This window comes from Pseudomonas sp. OA65 (assembly GCF_017498305.1).
Taxonomy (GTDB): Bacteria; Pseudomonadota; Gammaproteobacteria; order Pseudomonadales; family Pseudomonadaceae; genus Aquipseudomonas; species Aquipseudomonas zanjanensis.
Genome location: NZ_JAGDEZ010000019.1, coordinates 33,644 through 57,702, shown reverse-complemented (window position 1 = coordinate 57,702; position 24,059 = coordinate 33,644). Strand labels below are relative to the sequence as shown.

At 62.9% G+C, this 24,059-nt stretch carries 22 protein-coding genes; 8 read left to right on the top strand and 14 right to left on the bottom strand.

Features of this window, described 5'->3' with window-relative positions:
* Position 1: 1 nt before the first annotated feature.
* From J3361_RS17380 to pssA, 10 genes are all read right to left on the bottom strand, one after another.
* A complete protein-coding gene (locus J3361_RS17380) occupies positions 2-1,129 on the bottom strand; it encodes an acyl-CoA dehydrogenase (protein WP_207965606.1) in 1,128 nt (375 codons plus the stop codon).
* Between the two features lie 9 nt (positions 1,130-1,138).
* Positions 1,139-2,329: an acetyl-CoA C-acyltransferase gene (locus tag J3361_RS17375; RefSeq protein ID WP_207965605.1), complete on the bottom strand. Its 1,191-nt coding sequence runs from the start codon at positions 2,327-2,329 to the stop codon at positions 1,139-1,141.
* A 13-nt stretch (positions 2,330-2,342) separates the two neighbouring features.
* Positions 2,343-3,104 carry an SDR family NAD(P)-dependent oxidoreductase gene (locus J3361_RS17370; protein ID WP_207965604.1) on the bottom strand — a complete coding sequence of 254 codons (762 nt, stop codon included), beginning with the start codon at positions 3,102-3,104 and terminating at the stop codon, positions 2,343-2,345.
* A gap of 16 nt (positions 3,105-3,120) precedes the next feature.
* Positions 3,121-4,785 (bottom strand): AMP-binding protein, encoded by a 1,665-nt coding sequence (locus J3361_RS17365; RefSeq protein ID WP_207965603.1) that lies wholly within the window; start codon positions 4,783-4,785, stop codon positions 3,121-3,123.
* Between the two features lie 312 nt (positions 4,786-5,097).
* Entirely contained in the window at positions 5,098-6,555 is a 1,458-nt protein-coding gene (locus J3361_RS17360; protein WP_243458914.1) for a glycosyltransferase family 39 protein, read from the bottom strand.
* A 67-nt stretch (positions 6,556-6,622) separates the two neighbouring features.
* The gene (locus J3361_RS17355; protein WP_207965602.1) at positions 6,623-6,916 is read right to left on the bottom strand and encodes a lipid-A-disaccharide synthase N-terminal domain-containing protein; all 294 of its coding nucleotides are present in this window, start codon (positions 6,914-6,916) and stop codon (positions 6,623-6,625) included.
* Between the two features lies 1 nt (position 6,917).
* The gene (locus J3361_RS17350; protein WP_207965601.1) at positions 6,918-7,661 is read right to left on the bottom strand and encodes a glycosyltransferase family 2 protein; all 744 of its coding nucleotides are present in this window, start codon (positions 7,659-7,661) and stop codon (positions 6,918-6,920) included.
* Between the two features lie 24 nt (positions 7,662-7,685).
* Positions 7,686-8,657 (bottom strand): NAD-dependent epimerase, encoded by a 972-nt coding sequence (locus J3361_RS17345; RefSeq protein ID WP_207965600.1) that lies wholly within the window; start codon positions 8,655-8,657, stop codon positions 7,686-7,688.
* Positions 8,658-8,901: 244 nt separating this feature from the next.
* Positions 8,902-9,918 (bottom strand): AraC family transcriptional regulator, encoded by a 1,017-nt coding sequence (locus tag J3361_RS17340; protein WP_207965599.1) that lies wholly within the window; start codon positions 9,916-9,918, stop codon positions 8,902-8,904.
* 11 nt (positions 9,919-9,929) lie between these two features.
* Complete coding sequence (gene pssA, locus J3361_RS17335) at positions 9,930-11,273, bottom strand: CDP-diacylglycerol--serine O-phosphatidyltransferase (protein WP_207965598.1); 1,344 nt, start codon at positions 11,271-11,273, stop codon at positions 9,930-9,932.
* 120 nt (positions 11,274-11,393) lie between these two features.
* Between pssA and J3361_RS17330 the strand changes: the two genes are divergently transcribed.
* The 3 genes from J3361_RS17330 (at position 11,394) to J3361_RS17320 (ending at position 13,250) form a co-directional block, all read left to right on the top strand.
* Positions 11,394-11,957: a TetR/AcrR family transcriptional regulator gene (locus J3361_RS17330; RefSeq protein WP_207965597.1), complete on the top strand. Its 564-nt coding sequence runs from the start codon at positions 11,394-11,396 to the stop codon at positions 11,955-11,957.
* 44 nt (positions 11,958-12,001) lie between these two features.
* Entirely contained in the window at positions 12,002-12,481 is a 480-nt protein-coding gene (locus J3361_RS17325; protein WP_207965596.1) for a nuclear transport factor 2 family protein, read from the top strand.
* A 367-nt stretch (positions 12,482-12,848) separates the two neighbouring features.
* Positions 12,849-13,250, top strand: coding sequence for a hypothetical protein (locus tag J3361_RS17320; RefSeq protein ID WP_207965595.1), 402 nt, complete (start codon positions 12,849-12,851; stop codon positions 13,248-13,250).
* A gap of 36 nt (positions 13,251-13,286) precedes the next feature.
* Here J3361_RS17320 and J3361_RS17315 read toward each other — a convergent pair whose 3' ends face one another.
* The 4 genes from J3361_RS17315 to J3361_RS17300 form a co-directional block, all read right to left on the bottom strand.
* Entirely contained in the window at positions 13,287-15,710 is a 2,424-nt protein-coding gene (locus tag J3361_RS17315) for a TonB-dependent receptor (RefSeq protein ID WP_207965594.1), read from the bottom strand.
* Positions 15,711-15,982: 272 nt separating this feature from the next.
* The gene (locus J3361_RS17310; protein WP_207965593.1) at positions 15,983-16,927 is read right to left on the bottom strand and encodes a FecR family protein; all 945 of its coding nucleotides are present in this window, start codon (positions 16,925-16,927) and stop codon (positions 15,983-15,985) included.
* Complete coding sequence (locus J3361_RS17305) at positions 16,927-17,436, bottom strand: sigma-70 family RNA polymerase sigma factor (RefSeq protein WP_207965592.1); 510 nt, start codon at positions 17,434-17,436, stop codon at positions 16,927-16,929. The genes J3361_RS17310 and J3361_RS17305 overlap by 1 nt, the downstream gene beginning before the upstream one ends.
* Before the next feature lie 168 nt (positions 17,437-17,604).
* A complete protein-coding gene (locus J3361_RS17300) occupies positions 17,605-18,126 on the bottom strand; it encodes an SgcJ/EcaC family oxidoreductase (protein WP_207965591.1) in 522 nt (173 codons plus the stop codon).
* A 171-nt stretch (positions 18,127-18,297) separates the two neighbouring features.
* Between J3361_RS17300 and J3361_RS17295 the strand changes: the two genes are divergently transcribed.
* Genes J3361_RS17295 through J3361_RS17275 form a run of 5 tightly spaced genes read left to right on the top strand, consistent with a single transcriptional unit; the run spans position 18,298 to position 23,846 of the window.
* Positions 18,298-19,482, top strand: coding sequence for a sensor histidine kinase (locus J3361_RS17295; RefSeq protein WP_207965657.1), 1,185 nt, complete (start codon positions 18,298-18,300; stop codon positions 19,480-19,482).
* Complete coding sequence (locus J3361_RS17290) at positions 19,479-20,144, top strand: response regulator transcription factor (RefSeq protein WP_207965590.1); 666 nt, start codon at positions 19,479-19,481, stop codon at positions 20,142-20,144. Before J3361_RS17295 ends, J3361_RS17290 begins: the two co-directional genes overlap by 4 nt.
* Entirely contained in the window at positions 20,141-22,453 is a 2,313-nt protein-coding gene (locus J3361_RS17285) for an ATP-binding protein (protein WP_207965589.1), read from the top strand. The genes J3361_RS17290 and J3361_RS17285 overlap by 4 nt, the downstream gene beginning before the upstream one ends.
* Complete coding sequence (locus J3361_RS17280) at positions 22,450-22,917, top strand: response regulator (RefSeq protein ID WP_207965588.1); 468 nt, start codon at positions 22,450-22,452, stop codon at positions 22,915-22,917. The genes J3361_RS17285 and J3361_RS17280 overlap by 4 nt, the downstream gene beginning before the upstream one ends.
* Before the next feature lie 32 nt (positions 22,918-22,949).
* Positions 22,950-23,846: a helix-turn-helix domain-containing protein gene (locus J3361_RS17275; RefSeq protein WP_207965587.1), complete on the top strand. Its 897-nt coding sequence runs from the start codon at positions 22,950-22,952 to the stop codon at positions 23,844-23,846.
* The last annotated feature ends 213 nt before the right edge of the window (positions 23,847-24,059 follow it).

Here is a 24,059-nt window from a genome sequence, read left to right as displayed (position 1 = left end):
TTCAAAGATTGCGCGAAATGACCATGCGCTGAATGTCGCTGGTGCCTTCGTAGATCTGGCAGACCCGTACGTCGCGGTAGATACGCTCCAGCGGGAAATCGTTGAGGTAACCGTAACCGCCGAGGGTTTGCAACGCCATCGAGCAGACTTTTTCAGCCATTTCCGAGGCGAACAGCTTGGCCATGGACGCCTCCATCAACGCCGGCTGGCCGCTGTCCCGCAGGGCGGCGGCGTAATGCACCATTTGCCGGGCCACGGCGATCTGGGTGGCCATGTCCGCCAGGCGGAACGCCACGGCCTGATGCTCGATGATCGGCTTGCCAAAACTGGAGCGTTCCCGCGCATAGTCCCGGGCCGCTTCGAACGCGGCGCGGGCCATGCCCACCGCCTGGGCCGCGATGCCCACCCGGCCGCCTTCCAGGTTGGCCAGGGCGATCTTGTAGCCCTCGCCCTCCTCGCCCAGGCGATTACCCACCGGCACCTTCACATCCTCGAACAGAATCTGGCAGGTGTCGGACGCGTGCTGGCCGAGTTTATCTTCCACTCGCGCCACGCTGTAGCCCGGCGAATCGGTCGGCACGATGAAGGCACTGATGCCCCGCTTGCCGGCGCTCGGATCGGTCACCGCAAACACAATCACCACCCCGGCGTTCTGCCCGGAGGTGATGAACTGCTTGCAGCCATTGAGCACGTAATGATCGCCCTCCAGCCGCGCCCGTGTCTTGAGGCTACTGGCGTCCGACCCGGCCTGGGGCTCGGTCAGGGCGAAAGCGCCCAGCATCGCGCCGCTGGCCAGGGGCGTGAGGAATTTCGCCTTCTGCTCATCGGTGCCGAACTTGAGGATCGGCACGCAGCCCACCGAGTTGTGCACGCTCATGATGGTCGAGCACGCGCCGTCGCCGGTGGCGACTTCCTCCAGGGTCATGGCATAGGCCAGGTAACCGGTGTCACAGCCACCCCACTGCTCCGGCACCAACATGCCGAAAAAGCCCAGTTCGGCCATTTCAGCGATGGCTTCCCGGGGGAAACGGTGCTCGCGGTCCCATTCGGCGGCGAACGGTTTCAGCCGCTCCTCGGCGAACTGCCGGGCCATGTCACGGATTTGGGTCTGTTCTTCAGTCGGGAGCATGGTGATTCCTTAATACAGGCATTCGACGGCCATGGCCGTGGCTTCGCCGCCGCCGATGCAGATCGCCGCGACGCCGCGCTTCAGGCCTTTCTGGCGCAGGGCCGCCAACAATGTCACCAGGATCCTCGCGCCAGACGCGCCAATCGGGTGACCCAACGCACAGGCACCGCCGTGGACGTTGACCTTGTCATGGGCGATTTCCAGCTTGTCCATGGTCACCAGCCCCACTACGGCGAAGGCTTCGTTGACCTCAAACAGATCGACTTGATCCAGCGACCAACCGGTCTTTTGCATCAGTTTCTTCACGGCGCCGATCGGCGCCGTGGGAAACAGGCTCGGGGTATCGGCGAACGCCGCGTGGCCGTGGATCACCGCCAAAGGCTTGAGACCACGCTCGGCTGCCTGGCTCTGGCGCATCAGCACCAGGGCAGCGGCGCCGTCGGAAATGGAACTGGCGTTGGCCGCCGTCACCGTGCCGCCCTCGCGGAACGCCGGTTTGAGCGAGGCGATCTTGTCGATCCGCGCTTTCGGTGGCTGCTCGTCGTGGCGAATGGTCACTTGTTCCTTGCCGACCATGACCTGCAATGGCACGATCTCGGCGTCGAAACTGCCGTCCTTGATCGCCTGCTGGGCGCGGGTGGTGGAGGCAATGGCGAAGGCATCCTGGGCCTCACGGCTGAAACCGTTGGCCTCGGCGCAATCTTCGGCGAAGGTGCCCATCAACCGACCTTTGTCGTAGGCGTCTTCCAGGCCGTCGAGGAACATGTGGTCAAGCACCCGGCCATGGCCCATACGGTAACCGCTGCGGGCACGATCCAGCAGGTACGGTGCGTTGGACATGCTCTCCATGCCACCGGCCACCACCACCTCGGCGCTGCCGGCGATGAGCATGTCATGGGCAAGAATCGCCGCTTCCATGCCCGAACCGCACATCTTGTTGAGCGTGGTGCAGCGGGTCGACTTGTCGAGCCCGGCGCCCAGCGCCGCCTGACGCGCCGGTGCCTGGCCTTGGCCGGCGGCGAGCACGCAACCGAACAACACTTCTTCAACCGCGTCCGGCGCAATACCGGCACGTTCCACGGCGGCCTTGATCGCGGCCGAACCCAGTTGTGGCGCGGTGAGGCTTTTCAGTTCGCCCTGGAAACCGCCCATGGGGGTGCGGACGGCGCTGACGATAACAATAGGATCGTTGGACATCATGAATCCTCCTGACTTATTTGGCTGCCATGCGCAAGGCGCCGTCGAGACGGATCACCTCGCCGTTGAGCATGCTGTTCTCAATGATATGCCGGACCAGCGCCGCGTACTCGGAAGGCTTGCCCAGGCGCGGCGGAAACGGCACGCCGGCGGCCAGGGAATCGCGCACTTCCGGGGTCATGCCGGCCATCATCGGGGTTTCGAAAATCCCCGGCGCAATGGTCATTACCCGGATACCGAAGCGCGCCAACTCACGGGCGGCCGGCAACGTCAGGCTGGCAATGGCGCCTTTGGAGGCCGCGTAAGCCGCCTGGCCGATCTGACCGTCGAAGGCCGCCACCGAAGCGGTGTTGATAATCACCCCGCGCTCGCCGTCCGCGTTGGCGTCGGTTTCGGCAATGGCCGCAGCGGCCAGGCGCAGCAGGTTGAAGCTGCCGATCAGGTTGACATTGATCACCTGGCTGAAGCTGGCCAGTGCGTGGGGGCCGTTCTTGCCGAGGATCTTTTCGCCGCGCACGATACCGGCGCAATTCACCAAGCCATTCAAACCACCGAACGCATCGACGGTGGCCTTGACCGCCGCTTCAGCCGCCGCTTCGTTGCTGATATCGGCCACCACGCTCTGGCAACCCAATTTTTGCGCCTGGGCGGCTACGGCGTCGCCGTTGAGGTCCACCAGCATGACCTTGGCACCGGCCTTGACCAGCATTTCACCGGTGGCCGCGCCGAGGCCGGAAGCACCGCCGCTGACGAGGAAAATCTTGTTGTCGATCTGCATCATGGTTTCCTTGGATTCAAGCTGAAACGTTCTGCGCCGCGGTCTCTTGGACCTTGGCGATCTCCTGGTTGCGCAAGATAAAGCGCTGCAACTTGCCGCTTGGGGTTTTCGGCAAGTCGCTGACAAATTCGATTTCACGGGGATAGGCATGGGCCGCCAGGCGCTGGCGCACGTGCAGGCGCAGCTCCTCGGCCAGCTCCGGTGAGGCACGGTATTGGGCGCCGAGCACCACAAAGGCCTTCACCAACTCGGTACGCTCCGGGTCCGGCTTGCCGATTACCGCCGCTTCCACCACGGCCGGGTGTTCGATCAGCGCGCTTTCCACATCGAACGGACCGACCCGGTAACCGGAGGTGGTAATCACGTCGTCGCTGCGGCCGACGAAACTGATGCTGCCGTCCGGGTTCAGCTCCACGGTGTCACCACTCAGGTAGTAGTCACCGACGAAGGCCTTGGTCGGTCCGCCTTCGTAACCGGCGAACCAGCACATGGGCGACTGGCTGCGGTCCACCGCGAGAATACCCGGCTGGCTTACGCCCAGTTCGCGCTGGTTTTCATCCAGCACCACGATCCGATGTCCCGGCGAGGCGAAACCGGCGGCGCCCAGGTGAACGGCATGTTCCAGCCCATGGTGATTGCACAGCACCATGCCCAGTTCGGTCTGGCCGTAATGGTCGTGGATCACCACGTTCAGGTTGTCGGCGAACCAACGGATCACCTCCGGGTTCAACGGCTCGCCGGCGCTGCTGACGATGCGCAGCTTGCCCTTGATCGAGCGGGCGAACTGCTCGCCGCCGGCGATCAACAAGCGATAGGCCGTGGGCGAGCCGGTCAGGTTGGTGATGCCGTATTTGTTGATGATCCGGCAGGTGCTTTCGAGGGTGAACGGGCCATCGTAGAAGGTGATCGGATGCCCCATGGCCAGCGGTCCGGTCACGCCAAAATAGATGCCGTAGGCCCAACCCGGGTCGGCGACGTTCCAGAAAGCGTCTTCAGGGCGCAGGTCCACCGCGTCACGCATGTAGCTCTGGAACGCCACGATGGCCTTGAGCGGCACCGACAGCGCCTTGGCAGGCCCCGTGGTGCCAGAGGTGAACATCAGCAGGAACGGGTCTTCACCGCTAAGCATCAGCGGTTCGCATTGGTTGGAATGGTTCGCCACTTCGGCCCAGAAACTGTAGTCGCCGCGCACGATGCCCTGGCCCTTTTCGCCGCCGACCGTGACGACGGTGGGGCAACCGGCGATTTCCTGGAGCTTGGGACGGTTGACCGCATCGGTGACGACCATGCGTGCCCCCGAGCTGCCGAGGCGATGCTCGATGGCCTTGGGCCCGAACGCGGTGAACAGCGGTTGATACACCGCCCCGATACGCCAGGTGGCGAGGACCACGATCAGCAGTTCAGCGGTGCGCGGCAGCAGGCCGGCCACTTTGTCGCCCTTGCCGACACCTTGGGCACGTAGGAAATTGGCGAAGCGCGCGGCGTTGTCCTGCAGGTCACGGTAAGTCCAGGTGGCCTCGCTGCCGTCACGGCCCTCCCAGAACAAGGCGACGCGCCCCGGCAACGCATGCCGGTCGCAACACTCGACGCAGGCATTGAGCGCCTCGAGCGAGCCGTGCAATGCGGCGTTGACGGTGTGCAGGTAATCGAACTGCGACGTGGCGGACGAATAATCGCGCATGACCAGAATCCCTCTGTACTTTTTATTGGGTGGGGGAACCGTGAAGAGCAGGTAAATACTCGCGCCGAAGGGCGTTGGCGGCAATGGTCAAAGCCATCAAGTTGCTTGACTGGTTTGGCCATGGTTTGGCGGATGTGTCGTCTGTAATGGCCTGCTCGCGATAGCAGTGGTTCAGTCACATCATGATCGACTGTCGGGCAGTCATCGCGAGCAGGCTCGCTCCCACAGGGGATTTGTGATGGGCCTCGATCCCGGGAGCGCCCAAGCCCCAATGTGGGAGCGAGCCTGCTCGCGATAGCGGTGGGTCAGACGCTACAAGGGTTGCTGCCAGGCAAATGAATACACCTTCTCCGGCGTCGGGGATTGGCAACGCTGGTTATCCGCATCCGCCCCCACCAGGAACCACTCGGCCCGCGAGGTATTGCCGACCCGGCGCGCCTTTTGCGGGTCGTAGCAACGGGCCAGATCCCGCCCGGGCACCAGGGCGAAGGCCTGTGGGTGGCTGCGCAGCCAGGTGGCGGATCGGTCCAAGGATTCGCGGTCGTGAAAACCGAAGTGCACGATGGGCTGCCGGGCAAACAACCAATGCCCCTCACGCCATCCCACCAGCACCAACTCGGCATTCGATGTCAGCCCCGCCACGTCGCGCATCAGGGCTTCATGTGGATTGGCGCGTTCTTTGTAGGGCTCAAGAAAACCACGCACAAACCAGGCGCACAGCCACACTACCGTCAAGGCCGCAAATACCGCCCTGCCCCGCGGCCGCCGACTGAACCAGCGCCGCAGCATCCACGGCACAAGCGGCGCCACCAGCAGGATCAAGGCCGGCAACGCGGGAAAGATATACAGCTTGCGCTTGCCACTGCTCAGACTGAAGAACAGCAGTACCAGCACCACCCACCCCAATAGCACCAGCACGCGACCGTCGTGCTTGAGCAACTGCTTGCGCCAGGCCGGCACCAGCCATGGCAGCATGAAAAAGATCGGCAGCCAATACTTCGGAATCACCTGGACGAGGAAATACCAGAAAGGTTCGCGGTGCTCCCAAGCATTGGCATAACGCCCCGCCGTCTGCTTTAGCAGGATTTCCTGGGCGTACGCCACGCTATCGGGGCTGCCCTGCCAGACAATCCACAACAAAGGCCCGAGCCACAGCGCGATAGTCGCCAACGCCACGGCCAACCCCAGCCACCAGGCCCCCGCCCTGCCCGGCATCGCCACCAGCCCTTTCCACCCCCGACGCAGCCCATAAGCATAGGGAATCAGCATCAACACCGGCAGAAAACCCACGCCCTTGCTGATGATCCCCAGCCCCATCGCCGCGCAGGCCACGTAATACCAACGCCAGGCCGGGCCGAGCAGCAAATGCCGGCACAAGCCATAGATCCCCAGAATCGTCCAGAGCGCAAGGAAACCATCGATCTGCCCGGTGCGCAGGATGCTGTAGGTCTGGTAGGTGGCGAGAAACAACAGCGCGGCGATCACCCCCACGCGTCGCCCCCACAAGCGCCGGCCGAGGTCATACAGGCACGCGGTGGTAACGGCGCCGGCCAACAGCGCCGGTAAATACAGGGCGACTTTCGGCAGGTGGGTCAGTTGCACGAACAGCGCCACCGCCCACATGAACAGCGGCGGTTTATCGGCGTAGATTTCCCCGGCGCGATGAGGAACGAACCATGAACCGTTCTGCAGCATCTCCAGGGCAACGCCGAGGAAGCGCTCTTCATCGACGTTCATCGGTTGGCGCCAACCCAGCCCGGCGCCCACCATGACCAAGGCCAATACCACCAGGGCCAGGAGCTCGCGCCGCGAGGAGGATAAGCGTATCCGCACCGCCTCAGCCCTTCTCGGCCAATTCGCGGTTTTCCTGCCCGTGATGCTTGGCGATCAACTGCAAATTGCGCAGGTACACGATGAAACCGAAGGACTGGCCGACAATGAACACCGGGTCTTCGCGGTAAATGGCATAGGCCAACAACAGCGCGCTGCCAATGATGCTCAGGTACCAGAAACCCACCGGAATCATGCTGCGCTTCTTGTACTCGCTGTACAGCCATTGCAGGGCAAACCGCCCGGTGAAGGCCAATTGCCCGCCGAAACCAACCGCCAGCCACAGCGTCTCTCTGCCCATGTCACACCTCGGTTTCTTGTGCATTGATGTCCAGGCGGGTGCGCCTTATCAGCCACCACACTCCGAACAGGTCGACGATCCCCACCAGTGCCCGGTCCAGGTTGCCGTAGTTGGATACCCCGGCCCCGCGCTCACGATGATTGACCGGGTGCACCAGCATCCGGCCGTGGTGACGGCGGATCAGCGCCGGAATAAAGCGGTGCATGTGGTCGAAGTACGGCAGGCGCAGGAATGCCTCGCGTTCGATCAATTTGATGCCGCAGCCGGTATCGGGCGTCTGGTCCTTGAGCAGACTGGCGCGCAGTGTGTTGGCGAACCGCGAAGCCCAACGTTTGCTGGCTGTGTCCCGGCGGTTGACGCGGTGCCCCGCCACCAGCTTCACGCCTGCGGGCGTTCCCTCCGAACCGCGCACCAGATCGAGCATCTTCGGCAAGTCGGCCGGGTCGTTCTGGCCATCGCCGTCCAGGGTGGCCAACCAATGCCCGCGTGCCACTTCAGCGGCGTGGTAGATCGAGGTGCTTTGCCCGAGGGAACGGGCATGGCTGAGCACCCGCAACTGGCGATAGCCCTTGCCTTGCAGCGCATGCAATTCAGCGGCGGTGGCATCGGTGCTGCCATCGTCGACGACGATGACTTCAAAGGCCTCGTTCACCAGCGCGGCTCGCACTTCTTCCAATAGCGGAATAAGGTTGCCGGCTTCGTTTTTTGCCGGGATCAGGACCGACACATAAGGGCTTTCGTGCATGACGCTCCAGTAACAGCTAGGGGGTTAAATGCGGTAATACGCGCGGTACCAATCGACAAACGACTGCACGCCTACGGGCAGAGCGACCTGGGGACGAAACCCTATGTGTTCTTCCAGTTCGCGGGTGTCCGCCCATGTGTCGACCACGTCGCCCGGTTGCAGGGGCAAGAATCGCTTCAGCGCACGAATACCCAGTGCCTCTTCAAGGCACTCGACAAACCGCAAAAGCTTCACTGGCCCGCCAAATCCGATGTTGTAAATCTTGTGGCAAACCCCGGCATCGCTGGCAGGCGGCAGCGGTAGCAGCCGCACCACGGCCTCGACGATGTCGTCAATGTAGGTGAAGTCCCGGGACATCGCGCCGTCGTTGTAGAGGTCTATCGCACGACCGTTGAGGATGGCGTCGGTGAACTTGAAGGGCGCCATGTCGGGTCGTCCCCAAGGTCCATACACGGTAAAAAACCGCAGGCCGGTGGTGGGAATACCGTAGAGATGCGAGTAAGCGTGGGCCATCAGCTCATTGGCGCGCTTGGTCGCGGCATAAAAGGACACCGGCTGATCCACCGGGTCGTGCGTGGCATACGGCAGGCGATCGTTCAAGCCATACACTGAGCTGCTCGAGGCAAAAACCAGGTGCGCCGGCCGATGGGCACGGCAGGCCTCCAACACGTTGAGGAACCCCACCAGGTTGCTTTGCGCATACAGGTCGGGATTATCGATGGAGTAGCGAACACCGGCCTGGGCCGCCAGGTGGACGACGCGCTCGAATGCGTATTGTGCAAACAAATCCAGCAATGCCTGTTTGTCGGCGACGTCCAGCTGCTGGAAGCGGAAGTTGTGGCATTCGGCCAACTGCGTCAGTCGTGCCTGTTTCAGCTCGACGCTGTAGTAGTCGTTGAGGTTGTCGATGCCGATGACCTGATGGCCCTCGCGGCACAACCGCCTGGCGGTATGAAACCCGATAAACCCCGCAGCGCCGGTGACCAGAACGCTCATACGCTGCCCAAAACGGTCACTTGCATACATTACCCTGATGGATGGCCCGGCTTTTCCGGCACCTGCACAGGCTTGTATCAAAGAAAAATGACGGTTTTATGAGCGTGCCAGTGTGCGCCAAGCGAAAGCCCCTGTGTGCGGGCTTGCTCGCGAAAGCGGTGTGTCAGTCACAGGGATGTTGGATTTGCCGGCCTCTTCGCGAGCAAGCCCGCTCCCCCAGGATCTGGCGCTGCCCGGCAACAGGTCAGTTGATGTCGTTGAGAATCAGGCTGCGATAGTGCCCCGGGTTGGACCCGGACCACTTGCGAAACGCCTTGTAGAAGGAGCTGGCATCGGCAAAGCCCAGGCGCGAGGCGATTTCGACGAAGCTGATGGAGGGCTCGGCCAGCCAGGTGATCGCCAGGTCCTTGCGCACGCTGTCCTTGAGCCCTTGGTAGGTCTGGCCCTCTTCTGCCAGGCGTCGGCGCAGGGTCGAGGCGGACACGCACAACTGCTGGGCCAGGGCCTCGGTTTCCGGCCACTGGTCGGCGGGCAGTTGCCGCAGGTCGTGGCGGATGCGGCTGGCCAGGCTTTGTGGGTTGCGGTACTTGACCAGGATGTTGGCTGGGGCCTGGGCCAGGAAGCGCTTGAGCTCATCAGCGTTACGCCGGATGGGCAGGTCGAGGCATTCGGCAGCGAAAATCATCCGCGTGCGGGGCCGGTCAAAGCGCAGGTTCTGGGAGAACATCACCCGGTAGTCGTCGCAGAAATCCGGCGCCGGGCAGCGCAGTTCGACGGATAGGATGGGAATTCGCCGGCCGGCCAGCCAACAGGCGACGCCATGAACGATCATCCAGTAGGTGAAATAGGTAAAGGCCCGGCGCGGCGCCTGGTCATCTTCCAGCAGCACGATCTCCGCCAGGCTTTGTTGGCGCACCCACTGGGCCGGCAAGTGTTCGAGCATCAACGACAGAAACCCCAGCCCCGCCGTCAGGCCGCTCGCCAGCGTGGGCTGGGCCATGGCGCACTGGCAGAGAAACGCCAGGCTACCGGACTTGAGCTTGCGCGGGTCCATGCCGAAAAACTCGTCATCCAGGCGCCGGGCCAGTAAACGCCAGAGCCGCGCATAGGCATGGGCCGGGACCCGTGCCTGGGCATCGTCGAGCAGCGCCGGGGCTATGCCGACCTTGCTTAGGACCTCATCGGTAGCGGCTCCGGGGGCGCAGCTTTGCAGCAACGCCTCACGCACCAGTTGGATGGAGATGGTGTCTTTTTCCGACATGGCGCGGGTGTTCACAGGATCCGGTAGAGCAGCCGTTCGATCCGCACCCGGCTGACCCGTTTCAGGAACCGGGCCACGGCCTCGGGATAATCCGGCAGGGTTTCCAGGTCCAGGTAACGCTCTATCCGCTGGGTGTGGCGGTAGATCTGCTCGAGTTCGGCCTGGCGCGGCGCAAGCAGCTCGCCCTTGGGGTCGTCCAGCAGCAGTGCGTTTTCCAGGTCCAGGCGAAAGGCCCGCGGGTTGAGGTTGTTGCCGGTCAGCAAGGTGTAGCGCTCGTCGACCCACATACCCTTGAGGTGATAGGTGTTGTCGCCGTCGCGCCACAAGTGCAGGTTCAGTTGACCGCTGTCGATCGCCCGCTGATGCCGTTTGGCGAAGCGTCGCAGGCTGATTTCGTAGAGGTACGGCAGCGCCGCGATGATCTTGAACGGCTCGCTTGGCGGAATGTAGAAATCGTTGGCGGTCTTGTCGCCGACGATGATGTCGATCTTGACCCCGCGGGCCAGGGCACGGTTCAGCTCCCGGGTCACGGCCAGGGGCAGGTTGAAATACGGGGTGCAGATGGTCAGTTGCTGGCGGCTGCTGGCGATCAGTTCACCAATCACCCGGCTCAAGGGGTTGTTCTTGCCCACGCCCAGCAATGGGCTCACTGACAGGCCGCTTTTGTCGAGGCTGCCGGCGCTGGTGTCATAGGTCGCGTACTTCAAGCGACTACGCAGGTCACCGATGTCCTTGCGCAAACTGCGGGTGCTGGGCAGGTTCGGCAGGTCGAGGCGGTGCACGGCCCGGGAAGTGACCAAGCCATGCTGCACCAGATGGTGCATCGAGTCGGCCAATGCCGCGTTCTGCAACAGGTGATAGCGGTCGTAGCGGTATTTGTCGAACTTGTGCAGGTACACGTTGTTCAGGCTGGCGCCGCTGTACAGCACGCAGTCATCGATCACGAAACCTTTCAAATGCAGCACGCCGAACAGCTCGCGGGTCTGCACCGGCACGCCGTAGATCGGCACTTCGCTGGCATGGGTGCGGGTCTGCTCCTGGTACCACGCCGAGTTGCCCGGCTGCTTCTTGGCGCCGATCAGCCCGCGCTGGGCCCGTAGCCAGTCCACCACCACGACCACGTCCAGTTCCGGACGCGCCGCTTTGGCGGCATGCAGGGCATCGAGGATTTCCTGGCCGGCCTCGTCCTGTTGCAGGTACAGGGCGACGATGTAGATGCGCTGGGTGGCCTGGGCGATTTTCTCCAGCAGGCAACGGCGGAATTGAGCAGCGCCATCAAGGATGGTCACCGCGTCGGCGGTCAGTGCAAAGCTGCGCAACTTGGGCAGCTGGGAGCGTTTGAAGAGCGACGGCATAGGGCTCGCAAAAAGTCGATTCCGAAGAACGGATGAGCTTACACCATGGATGGGTTCGGGTCTTCCTGTCCTAAAGAAAAAAGACTTGACCAAGGAGAACGATCATTCTACTTTTGTTTCATGAACGAAATCACTGGTAATGAAACAAGAGACATCATCCTCGATGTCGCCGAAAAGTTGATCTATAAAAGTGGCATCGCGGCCACCGGCATGGATCTACTGGTGAAAACCGCCGGCGTCTCCAGAAAAAGTGTCTATCGCTACTTCGCCAACAAGGACGACCTGATCGTGGCCGCCCTCAAGCGACGGGACGAGCGCTGGATGCATTGGTTCAGCACCGAGGTGGACAAGGCGCCCACCCCCACCGCGCGGCTGCTCAATCTGTTCACCGTGCTTAAGGGCTGGTTCGACAGCGACGGTTTTCGCGGTTGTGCCTTCATCAATACCAGCGGCGAAACCGGTGACCCGCAGGATCCCGTTCGCCAAGTGGCGAAGATGCACAAACAGAAGTTGCTCGATTACATGACCCGGCTATGCGTCGAACAGGGTGTCGAAGCCCCGGACACCCTGGCCCGCCAACTGCTGATCCTGATCGATGGCGCAATTACCGTGGCGCTGGTCATGGGCGATCACAGCGCGGCTGACCACGCCCAGGACATGCTGAAGAAGTTGTTACACGCCTGACCCGTCGAACCCTGTGCAAATCATCACCTTACTGGAGATCCGCCATGTCTGCCTCTTCTGAAATTCGTCCGCCGTTGCCGCCATTCACCCGTGAATCGGCAATCGAGAAAGTTCGCCTGGCCGAAGACGGCTGGAACACTCGCGACCCACAAAAAGTATCCCTGGCCTACACACTGGATACCCAATGGCGTAACCGCGCCGAATTCGCCCATAACCGCGAAGAAGCCAAGGCATTCCTGACCCGCAAGTGGGCCAAGGAGCTGGATTACCGGTTGATCAAGGAACTCTGGGCCTTCACCGATAACCGCATCGCCGTGCGCTACGCCTATGAATGGCACGACGACTCGGGCAACTGGTTCCGTTCCTACGGCAATGAAAACTGGGAGTTCGACGAGCAAGGTTTGATGTTCAACCGCTACGCCTGCATCAACGACATGCCGATCAAGGAAAGCGAGCGCAAGTTCCGCTGGCCGCTGGGCCGCCGGCCGGATGATCATCCTGGGTTGTCTGAGTTGGGGCTCTAATTTCCTCGGCTGACCCACCGCCATCGCGAGCAAGCTTTGCTCCCACAGCGTTCCTTGCCGGCACAACATGTAGGCTCGCTGCAACCCATTGTCGCTTCCACAGGGATTTACCGTGGGCAGAAATTTGGAGGCGGTCCCCAAATACTGTGGGAGCGAGCCTGCTCGCGATGGCGGCAGCACATCCGACATCAATGCAACTGACCCACCGCCATCGCGAGCAGGCTCGCTCCCACAGTTGTGCAATGGCCACAGCAGCGCCAGACCAGCGGCCCCTCCAACAGGCTTGACCCACATGCCGCCAGGCATCACATTGCCTGGGCCGGCGATAAGCTCGCTGTTTCGTTGTGCAGCATTTTTTGTGGAGCCCATGACCGCGTCGATTCCGATCCGTCCCCCCTGCCCGCCCGGCGTCTGCGATTGCGGGCGTGATGCGTTGCTGCAAGCGCCCGGCAGCGACCTGCGCATCCTTTGCCTGAACCGCCAGGAAGAAAAACGCCTGCTCGAACGCCTGGAGAACATCCAGAGCCTCGACGAACTCCAGCGCCTGCAACAGCGCTTGTTAGAGAACCTGGGTATCCGCTTGACCGTCGAGCCCGGCTACAACGAAGTGCGGACCATGCGCGGCATCGCCATCGAATTCCAGGACCAGCCCGGCCTGTGTCGAAAAATTCGCCAATCCATCCCCGCCGCGATCCGCCGTGGCCTGGAAAAACGTCCCGAGATCGCCTGGCGACTGCTGGATGCCCACGACCTGTTTCGCGATACCTGAACCCGAGCGGCCCCCTCCCTGGAGCGGCACCTCGACCTAGAAATCCACCGTCGCGGACAGCAGGTAGGTGCGCGGGGTCGACAGCGTCAACCCTGGCTCACTGTCATCCGACGCACCGGCCGAACTCCAATAGCGCTTGTCGGCCACGTTTTCGATGTTGGCCCGCAGGGTGATGTTCTTCTCGTCGATCTTGAACCCGTAGCGAGCGCCCACGTCGAAACGCGTCCAGGCATCGATTTCCTTGGTGTTGGACTGGTCCAGGTACTGCGCGCTGGAATAGATGCCTCGGCTGGTCAATGTCAGGCCCTGGACAGTCGGCACGTCCCATTCGGCACCGAGGTTGACGTTGTACTTGGGCGTGGCCGGTGCACGGTTGCCATCGAAGGCGCCATTGGTAGTGTCGGTCAGTTCGCTGTCGATGAACATCACACCGCCGAGCAAGCGGGTACCCTTCAGCGGCTCGCCGAACACGCTCAATTCGACGCCGATGTTTTCGCGCTTGCCGTTGGGGCCGAAGACGCGAGTCGTGGCATCGGTTGCGTAGGCCGGTTGCTTGATCCGGAACACTGCGGCGGTGACGGCGAACGGGCCGGCGTCATACTTGGCGCCCACCTCGACCTGACGGCTGATGAACGGTGGGAAAATCTCATCCTCGTTCACGGAAGTGGATGGCGCGATCTTGCCCTGGCTCAGGCCTTCCATGTAGTTGGCATACAGCGACAGCTTGTCGGTCGCCTTGAACAGGATGCCGCCCGACGGCGAAACCTTTTCTTCGTCGTAGGCAGTACGGCCTTTGACGCCGTTCGACCAGTCGTCAACTTCGACTCGCTGCCAGCGGGCACCAAGGGTCAGCAGCAGTCGGTCATCGAAGAAGCCCAATGTGTCCGACAACGCCACTCCACTGAAGTGGTTCTCGGTATAGACCTTGGGATCAGGCCGGGTGATTACACTCGGAGTCGGTGTTTCCACTGGATCATACAGATTGCTGTTGGACTGACCATAGCGAGCGCCGCCATTGGTGAAGTCCATGTAGAAATAGCTGGCGACCAGGTTGACCTCATGGCTTACCGGACCCGTATGAAACCAGTTTCGCGCCCCAGCATTGGCCGTGCGGACATTCTCGTCGCGGGTGAAATCTCGGGGTTGGACGCGAAAATCTCCAGCCTCATTGAGGACCGAAACGGCATGCCGAAGGAACTCATGATTGCTTTTGCGCGCCCCCACGCCGCCGTACAGCATGACGGTGTCGTTGACATCGAATTCGGCATTCACCGCGCCGAAGGTATCTTTGGTACGCGCCTTGCTCCACGGCTGCGCGTAGTTACGATCTACATCGCTGGCATGCGGCACTGGCGCGACGTCGGCAACCTGCACACGTTCCTGGGGCGCGTCGGTGTTACGTTCGGTGTGGCCAATGTCGGTCGACAGTCGCAGGCGTTCCCCACGAAAATCCAGGCCCAGCACCGCCATCTCGCGGTCCACGCTCTGGTGATCCCATTCGGTGTCGCCTGCCTGCTTCACGCCGTTGAAGCGGATACCGAACTTGTCCTCCTCACCAAAGCGCCGACCGACATCCACCGCCCCGCCCAGCTGGTTATTGGAGGCGTAGCTGCCGGTGAAGGAGGTGATGGGCTTGTCGGTGGCGCGCTTGGGCACCACGTTGATCCCGCCCCCCACGCTGCCCCGCGGCGAGACACCGTTGATGAGCTGGCTCGGCCCCTTGAGGATATCGACGCGTTCGGCCATCTCCATATCGATGGTGTAGGTCGGCAGGATGCCGTAGAGGCCGTTGTAAGCGACATCGCTGTTGAACAGGCTGAACCCACGAATGGTGAACTGCTCGTAGCGTCCGCCCGCCGGGTTGGTGGCGCGGACCGAGGGGTCGCTGGCGATCAGGTCGCCCAGGGTCCGCGCCTGCTGGTTCTTGACCGTGGTGCTGGTGTAGGTGGTCATGCTGAACGGCGTTTCCATGAAATCCCGCGAGCCCAGCAAGCCTTGGGAACCGCGCCGTGCCACCTGGCCGCCGGCATACGCCGGACTGTCCGTCGCCGCCGCGGCGCCGAAAATCGAGGTGGGTGCCAGTTGCAGGCTGCCGCCTTCCGGCGCTGGCATCAGGATGTACGCCTGCTCCCCCACCGGCTGCAATTGCAGGCCGGATCCGCGCAACAGCCGGGCAAACCCCTCTTCCACGCCAAATTCCCCCGAGAGCCCGGCGCTGTTGCGACCACTCACCAGGGCCGGATCCACCGACAGGTTGACTCCCGACATCCCGGCAAAGCGGGTCAACGCCGCGCTGAGGCTGCCCGCCGGCACCTTATAGCTGCGCCGGGTGGCCTCTTCGGCCAGGCTCGAGGAGATAAAGAAGGGGCTGGCGCTCAGGCTCAACATGAGGCTCAGGTTCAACAGCGGACGCCAGCCGGCAAAGGCTGGGCGCAAACGCAAAGGTACAACTGCGGACATTGGAAAGCGCTCTCGTTTTTGTTCAGTTGCCTTGAATGACAAACGAGACAAAAAAAGGGGACAGGCCTCAGGCTCGATTCCTGACAAAACTTTCACCCCCCATCTGTGGCGAGGGAGCTTGCTCCCGCTGGGGTGCGAAGCGCCCCCAAAATGAAGCGAATAACATCAACCTGACACACCACGGGGGCTGGTTTGGGGTTGCTGCGCAACCCAGCGGGAGCAAGCTCCCTCGCCACAGGGGTATGACTACTCGTCTTTATTGCGTACCGGCCTCAGGCCAGTTTTTTGCGAGGCGTCAACGTCACCCAGTAACGAGTGCGCATGTGCACGTCCAACGGCAGGCTGGCGGCAAGCAGCGTGAGGATTCGATCCGTGTTATCCAAGCGGAAGCTGCCGGTAATTCGCAACGGCTCCAGGCTGTCGTCCCAGCGCAGCACGCCGGGGCGGTAGCGGCTCAGCTCCCGCAGGAAATGCCCCAGCGGCTGGTCCTGCGCAACCAGTACCCCGTCACGCCAACCGAGCTGGGCCACGTCGAACGCCCGCACCCGCCCCGCGCCTGAGGCCTGGAAATTGACCTGTTGGCCTTCTTCCAAGCTCAGCGAAGGCCCGCGCAAGGGTTGCAGTTGCGCCGAACCGCTGAGCACCGACACCCGGCAGTCGCCGTCGGCCAGGTACACACAAACCTCGCCACGATTGACCGTGATGAGCCCATAGGGTGACTGCACGGACAGCGGCGTGTTCCCGGCGAGCCTGAGGGCCATCTCACCGCGCACCAGCTCCAGGCGCCGCGCCTTGAGGTCCAGGTCGACAGCGCTGTCGGTGTTCAATTGCAGCGTACTGCCATCGACCAGCGTCCAGCTTCGTTGCTCGCCCGTGGCCGTGTGCAAGTCAGCGCGCCAGACCTCCAGCGGCAGCGCTCGCCCCAACAGCCAGGCACTGGGGACCAATGCAGCGACGCCCAATGCACGCTTGAGCACCGCGCGCCGGGCCAGCGCCGGACGGTCCAGGGTTGCCATGCCCAGGGAGGCTGGCACCCCGGCAAAGCGCTGGCGCAATCGCTGGGCCTTCTGCCAGGCCGCCTCGTGGTGAGCGCTGCTGTCGCGCCAGCGTTGCAGGGCCGCCGAGTCGAACGTATCCCCGTCGAATTCCATCAGGGTCAACCAGCGGGCAGCCGCCCGTGCCGCTTCACGGGCCTCGGGTGATGGCGTCGACGACATCAGAAGTCCACCAACAGGCAATGCTCGTAGGCCTGGGCCATGTAGCGCTTCACGGTGCGCTCGGAGACTTGCAGGCGCTCGGCGATTTCGCGGTAAGCCAGGCCTTCGAGCTGACTCCAGAGAAAAGCCCGCCGCACCAGGGGCGGCAAGCCATTCAATAATTCGTCCAGGGCTTGCAGGGTTTCCAGCAGCAGCCAACGCTGTTCCGGCGACGGCGCGCAGGCTTCAGGCAGGTTCGCCAGGGCATCAAGGTACGCCTGCTCCAGATTGCGCCGGGTGTAGAAATTGCTCAGCAGGCGTTTACCGATGGTCAGCAGGTAAGCCCGGGGTTCTTGCAGGTCAGCCAAAGGCTGGGCGCTGGAAAGCACCCGCAGGAAGGTATCCTGACGCAGGTCCGCCGCATCCCAGGCATTGCCCATGCGCCGCCGCAACCAGCCTTCCAGCCAACTCCCGTGGTCACGGTACAACGCATGGAGGGAATGCTCCGTGGGCGTAACTGCATCACACATGTCCAGAGCCTGCGCAAAGTCTTAAATGAGACTGATTCTAATTAATGTTCGCGCGTTAATCCAAGCTCTTTATGCAATGTGTGTCTAAACACGGGGATAGGAATTGATAGAGGGCCCTGTGGGAGCAAGCTTTGCTCCCACAGGCAGGTCTTTTGCGGGCCAGTACTATCAGTGGCTGGCGTGCAAGGTCTTCGCCACCTCAGGCATGGCCGAAGAGTGGTGGTTGATGATCTTCCACTGGCCATCGAGGCGCTCGTAAAGGAAGGTATAGCGCGCCTGGACTTCGCGCTTTGAACCATCGACCTGGGTCAGGGTGAAGGTATAGACGCCACTGTCCATCGCCGCATCGGGGCCCAGGTGGCGGATCTCCCGGTAGTTGATTTGTCCGACCGGTTTGCCGGCCAAGAAATGCTCGAAGTAATCCTGAATCTGCGCCGGCGTGTTGCGCACCTTGTTCGAAACAGTCGGTTGCAAAATCGCATCCGGGGCATAGAGGCCGGTCACGGCGGTGGCGCTACCGGTTTGCAGCGCGGCGTTCCAGCGGTCGAACAGTGCGGCGACCTCCCGATCATTCACGTTCTTGGGCTGCTCCGCCACGGTGCGATACACGTAGGGTGTGGCCTCGACAGCCTGGACAAGCGGCGCGGTCAGCAGGAAAAAAGCAGCGATGGCACAGGTTTTCATTTTCATCAGAAGGCTCCTTTGGGTTTCAATGAGCCCACTTTGCCGGCCTTCCCCGCCTTCGCCATCGGCCAACCGGTGCCAATCGCCTATGCCATTCGGCAGATAGGCCCGGTGCCGGTGACACGTTTTAATGACGCCACCGCGAACCGCCCGATCTTTTTCACGCTGGAGTGCCCCATGCAAAACCCACCCCATGATCCCGGCAGTGCCCTGGCCATCCGTAGTCAGTATCGCCAGTCGCAAAGCCGCGCCGCGCGCCTGGGGTTGTTGCTGGGCACCGGTCATGAACTGACGCAGTTGCCACTGCCGGCCATGCGTCAGCGGGCGCTCCAACGGGCGTGCGCGTTCATGGCGATGGACCATGGGCTGCTGCTGGAGTGGACACCGGACAACACGTTGCGCACCCTCGCCAGCCACGGCAGTGCGGACCGCGTCGACCTGCTCGCCAAACTGGCCCAGCCGCAGACACCCGGCCCGAATTGGCTGGAATCCCCCGGCAGCGCCCTGCCCCAGGCTTTGCGGATTCCATTGCGTAGCTCCGATGGCGTGGCGTTCGGGGCGTTGCTGCTGGGCAACAGCGTCGCCCTTGGCGCGCCAGACAACGAAGACATCGAGTCGCTGCAATTACTGGCGACGCTGTTGGCGGCGCACCTGGAGAACAGCCGCCTGCTCGAAGCCCTGCAAGCCCGCGAGCGGACCATGTCCGAGTTGGTCCACCGCTTGTTCAGCGCCCAGGAAGACGAACGCAAGCGCGTGGCCTACGACCTGCACGACGGCCTGGCGCAAAACCTGGCCGGGTTGCACCAACGCTTGCAGGGTTTCGCCGGCCGCTGCCCGTCGCTGCCGCCTGCACTGGCGAGCGAGTTGCAGGCCATCCTTGATCTGGCCCAAGGCTGTGTCGGCGAAGGCCGACAATTGATCGGCGGCCTGCGCCCCCACGTCCTGGATGATTTCGGCCTGTTCAAAGCCGTCGACAAAGAGGCCGATCGCCTGCGTGACGCGGGCCTGACCGTGAGTTGGGCCGAACAGAGCAGCGCGCGCCTGCCGGGCAACACCGAGATCGCCCTGTTTCGCATCGCACAGGAGGGCATCAACAATATCCTCAAGCACGCCCAGGCCAGCCACGTGCACCTGGGGCTGGCAGTGAAAGATGGCCACGCGTGCCTGCGGGTGGAGGACGATGGGCGTGGCTTCGCTTTGGAGCAACCCATCGAGACCAACGGCAGTTGCCATCTGGGCCTGGCTGCCATGCAGGAGCGTGCCAACTTGCTGGACGGCCACCTGACCTGTCGCAGCCAGCCCGGCGGGGGCACCCGATTGCTTGCCAGCGTGCCGCTACCGGCCCACGGAGTACAGCCATGAACCGACCTTTGCGCCTGCTTCTGGCCGATGACCATGAAGTCACTCGCACCGGGTTTATCAGCATGCTCGCCGGCAACCCGGGATTTGAAGTCGTCGGCGAAGCCCGGGACGGCCAGGAAGCCCTCGACCTATGCGAGCGGCTACAACCGGACATCGCAATTCTCGACATCCGCATGCCGGTCCTCAACGGTCTGGGCGCGGCGCGGATCCTGCAGCAGCGCCAGCCCGGGGTCAAAGTGGTGATTTTCACCATGGACGACAGCCCCGACCATCTCGAAGCCGCCATCGGTGCGGGTGCGGTCGGCTACCTGCTCAAGGATGCCAGTCGCGATGAAATGCTCGACGCCCTCAGGCGCGTTGCCCAAGGCGACGAGGCGCTGAATAGCTCAGTCAGCGCGCGCCTGTTGCGCCGCATGGCCGAGCGCGGTGCCGGTGGCGCCCCACAGGTCCAGGCCCTGACCGCCCGTGAGCGCCAGGTATTGGGATTGGTGGCCAGCGGCTTCAGCAATCGTGAAATCGGTGAAAAGCTGGGCATCGCACCCGGCACGGCCAAGGCCCACGTCGAGCGCGTCATCGGCAAGCTGGGCGCCGCCGACCGGACCCAGGCCGCCGTACGCGGCATGGCCCTGGGGCTGGTCGCGCACGCCGGGCAATGGCCATGAGGTTTCTCGCCGCCCGCCGCTGGGCCGACCTGCCATTGCGGGGCAAGGCCCTGGTAGTGATTTCCCTGCCCCTGGTGGTGCTGTTGCTGTCGTTGGTGCTGATCTATATCACTGAACGCCAGACCGCACGGGCCGAAGAAGATGTGCGCCGGGTGCTGCTGGTCCAGGGTGATATCCAGACGGTCCATACCCTGCTGGCCGAGGCCGCGGCCAGCGTGCGCGGTTACCTGCTGACCCGGCGCGAAGATTTCCTGCCCAGCTACGAACAGGCCACTCCGCTGATCCAGGCTGCCTTGCAGCGCCTGGATCACAACATTCGCGATGCCAGGATGCGCGAGCACCTCAAGACCATCACCCCGCTGATCGCCGACAAGCTCGACGGCTTGGTCGCCTTGCGCAACGGCAAGCGCGACGACCCCGAGGCCATCACCGCGATCCTGATCGAAAACAAGCAGGTGCTGGACGTGCTACGCGAGCAGATCAGCGCCATGCGCATACGCGAGGATGGCCTGCTCGCCGAGCGCAGCGCCGCTGCCTCGGCCACGCGCATGCGGCTGTTGTTCGCCACGTTGCTGGCGGCGATGTGCGGGTTGCTGGGGGCCATCGTCGCGGTGCTGTTCCTGTCCAAGGGCATCGTCGCCCGGGTCCAACAGGTGCAAGGCAACGCCCAGCGCCTGGCCTTGGGTCAACCCCTGTTGCCACAACCGCCGGAGCAGGACGAAATCGGTCAACTCGGCACGCGCCTGGTGGAGGCCGGGCAGTTGCTCGCCGAACGCGAGCGGGCCCTGCGCGATAACGAAGAACGCTTGCGGCTGATCATCGACGGGGTGAAGGACTATGGGATCTTCGCGCTGGATGCCCAAGGCTACGTCACCACCTGGAACGCTGGCGCGCAGCGGATCAAGGGCTACACCGAGCAGGAAATCCTTGGCCAGCACTTCTCCCTGTTCTACTTGCCCGAGGAATGCCCGGCGCACCCGGACATGGCCCTGCGCGAAGCCACCCGCGACGGCCATTATATGGAAGAAGGCTGGCGTTGCCGCAAGGACGGCAGCCGCTTCTGGGCCAGCGTGGTCATCACTGCCCAATACGACGCCACGGGCGCGTTGCGCGGTTTTTCCAAGATCACCCGCGACATCACCGACCGACGCGCCGCCGAAATCGCCTTGCGCACCGCCCGCGAGGAAGCGGAAAGCGCCAGCCGGGCCAAGAGCGAATTCCTGTCGCGCATGAGCCACGAACTGCGCACGCCGTTGAACGCTATCCTCGGCTTCGCGCAACTGCTGGACATGGATTCCACCGCCGGCCAACGCCCCCAGGTCAGCCACATCCTGCGGGCCGGCCAACACTTGCTGGCGTTGATCAACGAGGTGCTGGACATCGCCCGGATCGAGGCCGGGCGCCTGCCCCTGAACATCGAACCGATCGCGCTGGCGACGGTGCTGCACGAAGCCTTGACGCTGGTCTCACCCATGGCCGCCGACGCCGGGATCCACTTGGTCGACCTGCCCGCATTGCCCGACGACAGCGGTGTGCTTGCCGACCGCCAGCGCCTGGTGCAGGTGTTGCTCAATTTGTTGTCCAACGCCATCAAGTACAATCGGCCTGGCGGTGAGGTACGCCTCGAAGTCAGCGTCCAGGCCCATCAGGTGAGCATCGCCGTCCACGATACCGGCCACGGCATCGCCCCGGAACAACTGGACCAACTGTTCAAGCCCTTCGAACGCCTGGGCGCCGATCCGCAGGTCGAAGGCACCGGCCTTGGCTTGTCCTTGAGCAAGAACCTGCTGGAGATGATGCAGGGCAACCTGCAGGTCCACAGTGAGCCCGGGCACGGCTGTTGTTTTACCCTGCAACTGCCCGCCACCCAGGTGATCGGCACGCACTTGCCACCCATCGCCGCCTTGGCCGTGACGCGTGCGCCCGTGGACTTTCACGGCAAAATCCTCTGCATCGAAGACAACCTGTCGAGCCTCGCACTGATCGAGACCCTGATGCAACGCCGACCCGGCATCCAGTTATTGTCGAGCATGCAGGGCCAAATGGGCCTGGACCTGGCCCGCCAGCACAGCCCGCAACTGATCCTGCTGGACGTCACCCTGCCGGACCTGGAAGGCCTGGAGGTCTTGCGACGCTTGCGTCAGTCCCCGGCCACCGCGGCCACGCCGGTGCTGATGATTACCGCCGATGCCAGCGACCTGACCCATCGTGCCCTGCGTGACGCCGGAGCCACGGCGATCCTGACCAAACCTATCCACATCCAGGCCTTCCTCGGCCACCTCGAACACTATCTACCGGAGCCCGCATGAATCGCGACTTGCGCATCCTGATCGTCGACGATCAGCGCCCCAACCTGGACCTGATGGAACAACTGCTGGCCCGCGAAGGGTTGCACAATGTGCTGAGCAGTACGGAACCGCTGCGCACGCTGGACCTGTTCAACAGCTTCGAGCCGGACCTGGTCATCCTCGACCTGCACATGCCGGCGTTCGACGGCTTTGCCGTGCTGGAGCAATTGAACCGGCGCATCCCCGCCAACGATTACCTGCCGATCCTGGTCCTCACCGCCGACGCGACCCGTGACACGCGCCTGCGGGCCCTGGCCCTCGGTGCCCGGGATTTCATCAGCAAACCCCTGGATGCGCTGGAAACCATGCTGCGCATCTGGAACCTGCTGGAAACCCGGGCGCTCTATAAGGCGTTGCGCGAGTTGATCCCGGCCCAGCAGATCGAACTGTTGCGCCAGCACCGTCCCGCCGCCGGCCCGGTCTAGCCTGGCGGCCATTTCAGCGAGGCCATCGAAGCATGGAAGTCACCGAACGCACATCGGCAAACGGCCTGCAAGCGCACATTCGCGGCGAGCGCCTGGCCACTTCCGACGGCGTATCGAGCCAGGAGATCCTGGTGGAGATCTTTGTTCGTGAGCGCAACGAAGCCCACATCGTCGTGCCAGCGGTGGCTGAACCGTTGCTCGTCTGGGTGTTGTCCGGGGAGGCCATTGTCGAGGAGCGCGCCGGCCACGGCGAATGGGAAACGAATACGGTGCGCCGCGCGGACTTTTTCCTGACCACGTCCCCTGATCCCTATGAGATGCGCTGGCAAGTAACCAGCCCTGAGCCGTTCGTGGTCATGCATGTTTACTTGGGCCTGGCGTTGCTGGAACGCGCCATTGCCGAAACCGGCGGCAGCGGCGCAATCCAGTTGCGGGAAGTCTCTGGCGGGCAGGATGAAGTCCTTTCGGCCTTGCTCGAACAGATTCGCGTGGAGTTGACCCGACGCGGTGAACCCAGTGCCTTGCTGATCCAGGGCGTGGCGCAATGCGTGGCGGTGCATCTGGCGCGGCATTACCTGGATGCCGAAGCCGAGGATATGTCCGGCCGCAACGCCCTGCCCGCCTTCAAACTCAAGCGCGTCATCGGCTTGATGAAGCAACGTCTGGCCGAACCTTTCTGCCTCGCTGACCTGGCCCACGCCATTGACCTGAGCGAATACCACTTCAGCCGCCAGTTCAAGCGCGCCACCGGCCGCTCACCCTCCCAGTACTTCATCCAACTGAGAATGGCCCTAGCCCGCCAATTGCTGATGGAAACCGAGCGCAGCGTTATCGATATCGGCCTGGAAGTCGGGTATGGCAGCGCCAGTCACTTCTCGCAGATCTTCCGCCGCGAAGTGGGCGTGGCGCCGAGTCATTACCGTAAGTAAGGACCACGCATCCCCTGTGGCGAGGGAGCTTGCTCCCGCTCGGTTGCGCAGCGACCGCAAGATTTTGGGACCGCTGCGCGCTCCAGCGGGAGCAAGCTCTCATGGAACAAATTACAACTTGCTGATTTTTAATAAAAAATTTCTGCTGAAATAAATCGGCCATGTGTCTCAGGTAGGTAAGAACACTCCCTTTGTGGCGAGGGGATTTATCCC